General features: G+C 61.0%; 4 protein-coding genes. All 4 read right to left on the bottom strand.

What is annotated here, in order from left to right; all coding sequences use genetic code 11:
* Positions 1 to 168: 168 nt before the first annotated feature.
* The 4 genes from NUV89_RS27295 to NUV89_RS27280 all read right to left on the bottom strand — a co-directional run bounded on the left by NUV89_RS27295 (position 169) and on the right by NUV89_RS27280 (position 5,047).
* A complete protein-coding gene (locus NUV89_RS27295) occupies positions 169 to 1,620 on the bottom strand; it encodes a mannose-1-phosphate guanylyltransferase/mannose-6-phosphate isomerase (protein ID WP_017738665.1) in 1,452 nt (483 codons plus the stop codon).
* A 152-nt stretch (positions 1,621 to 1,772) separates the two neighbouring features.
* Positions 1,773 to 2,426, bottom strand: a complete 654-nt coding sequence (locus NUV89_RS27290) for an alginate O-acetyltransferase AlgF (RefSeq protein ID WP_257783756.1) — start codon at positions 2,424 to 2,426, stop codon at positions 1,773 to 1,775.
* 16 nt (positions 2,427 to 2,442) lie between these two features.
* On the bottom strand, positions 2,443 to 3,612 hold the full coding sequence (locus NUV89_RS27285) for an alginate O-acetyltransferase (RefSeq protein WP_257783755.1): 1,170 nt from the start codon (positions 3,610 to 3,612) through the stop codon (positions 2,443 to 2,445).
* Positions 3,613 to 3,622: 10 nt separating this feature from the next.
* Positions 3,623 to 5,047, bottom strand: a complete 1,425-nt coding sequence (locus tag NUV89_RS27280; protein ID WP_017738662.1) for an MBOAT family protein — start codon at positions 5,045 to 5,047, stop codon at positions 3,623 to 3,625.
* Between the last annotated feature and the right edge of the window lie 163 nt (positions 5,048 to 5,210).

Genomic DNA, 5,210 nt, shown 5'->3' with positions numbered 1-5,210 from the left:
CACAGGTTGATTGCATTCCAAAGGTTATACGCGGTCAACCCGTGGGAGCGGGCTTGCTCGCGAAGAGGCCCTCACAGTCACCCCCAAACCCACAGAAAAAGCCCCCGCCCAACCGGCTGCGGATAGGGGACGCAGTCGGCTGGACGGGGGCTTCTTTTTACGACTGTTTTACTGCGCGATAGTTTTCACCGACACGCCACGCTCCACCGGCGTCGAACGCCCGTAGATATCTTCAAAGCGCTCGATATCGTCCTCGCCCAAATAGCTACCCGATTGCACTTCGATGATCTCCAACGGGATCTTGCCCGGGTTGCGCAGGCGGTGCACCGAGGCAATCGGGATGTAGGTGGACTGGTTCTCACACAGCAGGAACACATTTTCGTCGCAGGTCACTTCGGCCGTGCCGCTGACCACGATCCAGTGCTCGGCCCGGTGGTGGTGCATTTGCAGCGACAGGCACGCGCCCGGCTTGACCGAGATGTGCTTGACCTGGAAGCGCCCGCCCATGTCCACCGAGTCGTAGGAGCCCCACGGACGATAGACTTCGCAGTGGTTCTGGGTCTCGCTGCGCCCCTGTTCGTTGAGGGTGTTGACCATCTGCTTGACGCCCTGGACCTTGTCCTTGTGGGCAATCATCATCGCGTCCTTGGTTTCCACCACCACGATGTTTTCCAGGCCGATCACCGACACCAGCTTGCCGTTGCCGTGGATCATGCAGTTCTTGCTGTCCTGGATCACCACGTCGCCCTTGGTCACGTTGCCGTTGGCGTCTTTATCGTTGACCGCCCACAGCGAGGCCCAGCAACCCACGTCGCTCCAACCGGCGCTCAGCGGCACCACGCAGGCGCGCTGGGTTTTTTCCATCACCGCGTAGTCGATGGAATTGTCCGGGCAGCAGGCGAAGGTGGCTTCGTCGAAGGACACGGTGTCGGCGTCCTGTTCGCTGCGCTCAAGGGTCAGCAGGCAGGTGTCGTAGATGTCCGGGTCGTGCTTTTTCAGCTCTTCGAGGAAGCGGCTGGCGCGGAACAGGAACATGCCGCTGTTCCAGAAATAACCGCCGCTTTTGACGAACTCGACCGCACGTTTTTCATTGGGTTTTTCCACGAACTGCTCGACGCGGCTCACGCCCTCGGGCAGCAGCGAGTCGGCGGTGGACTTGATATAGCCGTAGCCGGTTTCCGGACGGGTCGCCGGCACACCGAACAGCACCATCTCACCGCGCTCGGCGGCCACGGTGGCCAGGGCCAGCGCGCGTTGCAGGGCTTTCTGGTCGTCGATCACATGGTCGGCGGGCAGCACCAGCATCAGCTCGTCGCGGCCTTCGTTGACCAGCATCATCGCGGTCAGGGCCACGGCTGGCGCGGTGTTGCGGCCGAACGGTTCCATGAGGATGCGCTGGCAGTCGAGTTTGCGGTTGCTCAGTTGCTCGTTGACGATGAAGCGGTGGTCCTTGTTGCAGACCACAATCGGTGAGTCCATGCCTTCGAACACCAGGCGTTCCAGGGTTTGCTGGAACAGCGTGTGCTCGCCGGTCAGGGCCAGGAACTGTTTAGGAAACTGTTTGCGGGAAAGCGGCCAAAGACGTGAGCCGCTACCACCGGAAAGGATTACTGGGATCATGGGTGTTTCTCCTTGAATCGATTTGGGTCAGAGCCTGTGGGAGCGGGCTTGCTCGCGAAAGCGGTGTGTCAGTCGGTACAGCTGTTGCTGAACCACCGCATTCGCGGGCAAGCCCGCTCCCACAGGAGGGGAGCGTTAAATTGAAAATTTAATCAGCGGGTCGACACCGGGCGTTTCACCCACACCGGCGACAGGCTCGAACCGGAGCCCGTCACGTACAGCACCGCCGCTTCACCACGTTCCAACGCAACCGGCTTCACATCACCGACTTTCTTGTCACCGTCATACAACGCCAGGCTCACTTTCACCGGGTTGATCTCACGCTCGCCACGGCCCTTGGCGGCCACCGACTTGACCACATCGGTCTTGCCATCGGCGGTCTTCAAGGTCAGGGCCTTGTCACTCAGGTTCTGCACACGTACCAGGGATTTCTGCTTGTTCTTGAACGGTGGTTCTTCGATCAGTTGTGGCTGGCCGCTGCCGCTGTTGACCAGGGTGTAGTAGTGGTCGGCGGCGAGTTTGACCGGCACGGTCTGGCTGCCGATCTTGGCGCTGTAGTCACCGCCCGGCATAAAGCTGAAGTCGCTGCTGGCCAGTGGCGCGACTTCGCTCAGGTTGGTGCTGCCAACGGTCGCGCTGACTTCCTGGTTCGAGGCGTTGTAGACCCGCACGAAGCTGGAGCCTTTCGGTGCAACAGGACCGTACAAGGCCGCATCACCGGCGAAGGCCGACAGGGAAACCACGCTCAGGCCGGCTGCGATAGCCAGGGTTTTAGCGAGACGACGAGGAGTTGTAGTGAAAGTCATGTGAGTTACCTCTCTTTCAGTTTTGCGCCCGGTCGGGCGTCTCGGATTTAGTGTTCAAAGCCATGTTCTGTTGGCGCGAACCGGCTTGTTTAAGTTGCGCAACCCACGACGGGTCGGCATCACCGATTTCGTTGTTCACGGGCAGATAACGTTCAGGAAATTCCCAGATCAGCACTTGCGGTGGGTTGTTCTTGAAGTCGTCGCTTTTCAGGTAGCTGAGCATCGGCAGGATCGGGCCGTGGCCGTCTTCCGAATAGTTGATGACGTCGCTGTGCAGGGCCTGCTTGAGTGCACCGACGAAGTTCCAGTTGGGGTTGGCGCTGTAGCTGGTGCCCACCAGCGCCACCGGGGTTTCGCTGTTGCTGAACAGCGCGTCGTCGCCAGCGGTTTCGGCCAGGTGGGTGACGCGTTTTTCCAGCGGTTCTTTGGGTGGCATCAGGTTTTCGAACAGCGGGTCCAGGGGCAGGAACAGACGCAGGTCGCCTTTATGCGGTGCGGTGTTCTCGGCCTCGGTGACAAAGCGCTGCGGCTCGCCGCTCAGCGGGGTTTTCTCGGTGATGGTCTTGGCCAGTTGCTTGGCCGCGATCTCGGCACCGTCCGGCGTCCAGTGGGTGTCGGTGCGCAGGAACACTTGCTTGCCAGCCAGCTTGGCTTGTTGCAGCGGGCCCAACAGGTCGGGGGCCGGGATCTTGTCGGCGGCGACGCGGGCGTGGAAGTCCTGGTACAGGTTGGCGTGGATGCTCGCCGGTTTCACGTCACCGACGTGTTCCGGGTACAGGCGCACCTTGGCCGGCACAATCGCCATCACCAATTGGATGCCCTGGGCCTTGAGCTTCTGGCGCACGCCTTCGACCAGCGCGTAGTTGCCTTGCAGGTTCTGGTCTTCGTTGACGATGGGGTTGAACTCTTCGTCGCTGTACAACCAGTGATCGCGGCCCAGCACCACGCCAGGGCGGCCTTCGTTGAACAGCTTGTAGTCCAGCGCCGCCCAGAGGTTGGTGCCGATGCGCTTGATCGGGAACTCGTCGTCGTAATGGGTCTCGACGGCTTTGGTCCAGCGACCGTTAAGCACCGTCGCGTCGGCGTTGGTGCTGAAGCCCAGGAAACTGCGCGTCGACCACAGCCCCAGCAGCAACAGCATGGCCAGGAACACAGTGATGTAGAGCACGCGGAATGAACGGGTCATGTCGGCTCCCTCAGAATTGGAAGTAAAGGAACGGCGAGAAACTCTGCGCCGACAGTTTCAGGATCGACGCCGCGAACAGCAGCAGCACACAGGCACGCATGGCATAGCCCGGCACGGTACGCGCAGGGTTTGGCGTGGCCGGATGGTCGCGGTAGAAATCCCGCAGGCCAAAGAACGCCAACGTTGCGTACGCCACCACCAGGGTCGCCACTTGCAGGCCGGTGAGGCTGGCGCGATTGAGTTCCGACAGCGACCACTCGTTGAAGCTGAACATCGCGCCATACATGCGGCCGGCGACGTGCAGGTTCTCGGCGCGGAAGATCACCCAGCCGACCACCACCAGCAGGAAGGTGAACGCCCAACGCACCGGGTTGAAGCTGCGTGGCGAGGTGTTCAGGCCGATGGCTTTTTCAATCGCCAGCCACATGCCGTGCCACGCACCCCACAGGATGTAAGTGATGTTCGCGCCGTGCCACAGGCCACCGAGGAGCATGGTCAGGAACAGGTTGCGGTAGGTGGTCAGCGTGCCTTTGCGGTTGCCGCCCAACGTGATGTACAGGTAGTCACGCAGCCAGGTGGACAGGCTGATGTGCCAGCGCCGCCAGAACTCGGTGATCGACTGGCTGATGTACGGCTGCTTGAAGTTTTCCATGAAGCGGAAACCCATCATCAAGCCCAGGCCGATGGCCATGTCGCTGTAGCCGGAGAAGTCGAAGTACAGCTGCGCGGTGTAGGCCAGCGCGCCGAGCCAGGCATCGCCCGTGGTGGGGTTTTGCAGGGCGAAGCAATGGTCGGCCACCACCGCCAGGGTGTCGGCTATGAACACCTTCTTGATGAAACCCTGCATGAACCGCGTGCAGCCCTCGGAGAACTTGTCGAGGGTGTGGGTGCGGTTGTTGAACTGGTCGGCCAGGTCGCGAAAACGCAGGACCGGGCCGGCGATCAGGTGCGGGAAAATCGCCACGAACGCCGCAAAGTCGATGAGGTTGCGCGTGGCCGGGGTGTCGCCGCGATACACGTCGATGATGTAGCTGATGGACTCGAAGATGTAGAACGAGATCCCGATCGGCAGCAGCACGTGGGTGAGGATAAACGGCTCCAGGCCCGCCGACTTCATCATCAGGTTGATGCTGTCGACGCCGAAGTTGGCGTACTTGAAGTAGCCGAGGATGCACAGGTCGACGGCCACGCCGAGCAACAGCCAGCGCTGGGCCGGCTTGGTGCGCACGCCTGCTGCACCGACTTTGAGGCCGATCCAGTAGTTCCACAGCGTGACGGCGGCGAACAGCGCCAGGAAGTCCACTCGCCACCAGGCGTAGAACACATAGCTGGCAATCAGCAGCAGCAGGTTGCGATAGCGTTGCCCGCTCAAGTAGTACAAGCCGAGGAAGATCGGCAAGAACAGGAACAGGAACACATTGGACGAGAAAACCATCCCGATCTCTCCATGTTTAACCAACAGTCAAGGGCAGAGCCCCCCCAAACCCCCCCACGAAAATTCGGGGGAGGGCGGTACTTCATTCCAACTGTCGAAACCGGCCCAAACTGTGGGAGCGGGCTTGCTCGCGAATGCGGTGGTTCAGTTACAGATGTGTCGA

The sequence above is a fragment of the Pseudomonas sp. 18.1.10 genome (assembly GCF_024655625.1).
In the GTDB taxonomy this organism is placed as follows: domain Bacteria; phylum Pseudomonadota; class Gammaproteobacteria; order Pseudomonadales; family Pseudomonadaceae; genus Aquipseudomonas.
This window is presented reverse-complemented; position numbering and strand designations above follow the sequence as displayed.